Here is a 351-nt window from a genome sequence, read left to right on the forward strand (position 1 = left end):
GCCGCGGTCCCGGTCGCCGAAGCTGCGGGGACGGTCGCTGCCGCCACGCTCGTCGCGGCCCTGGTAGCCACGGTTCTCCCGCGGCCCGCGATCGTCGTTGAACCGGGGGCGATCATTGCCACGATCACGATCACCAAACGAACGGGGACGATCGTTGCCGCGGAAACCGCGATCCGAACGCTCGGGGCGCTCGGAGCGGTCACCGAAGGAACGGGGGCGGTCGTTGCCGCGGTCGCTGTTGGAGGGGCGACGGTCGTTGCCGCGGTCCCGGTCGCCGAAGCTGCGGGGACGGTCGCTGCCGCCACGCTCGTCGCGGCCCTGGTAGCCACGGTTCTCCCGCGGCCCACGATC

1 protein-coding gene is annotated in these 351 nt (G+C 72.6%); it reads left to right on the forward strand.

The genetic code is table 11. The features are described from left to right. A partial coding sequence (locus AC5RUW_RS16630; RefSeq protein ID WP_494161697.1) for a hypothetical protein occupies window positions 1-351 on the forward strand: 351 nt, incomplete at both ends.

It is taken from the genome of Arthrobacter sp. Y3222053 (assembly GCF_059092805.1).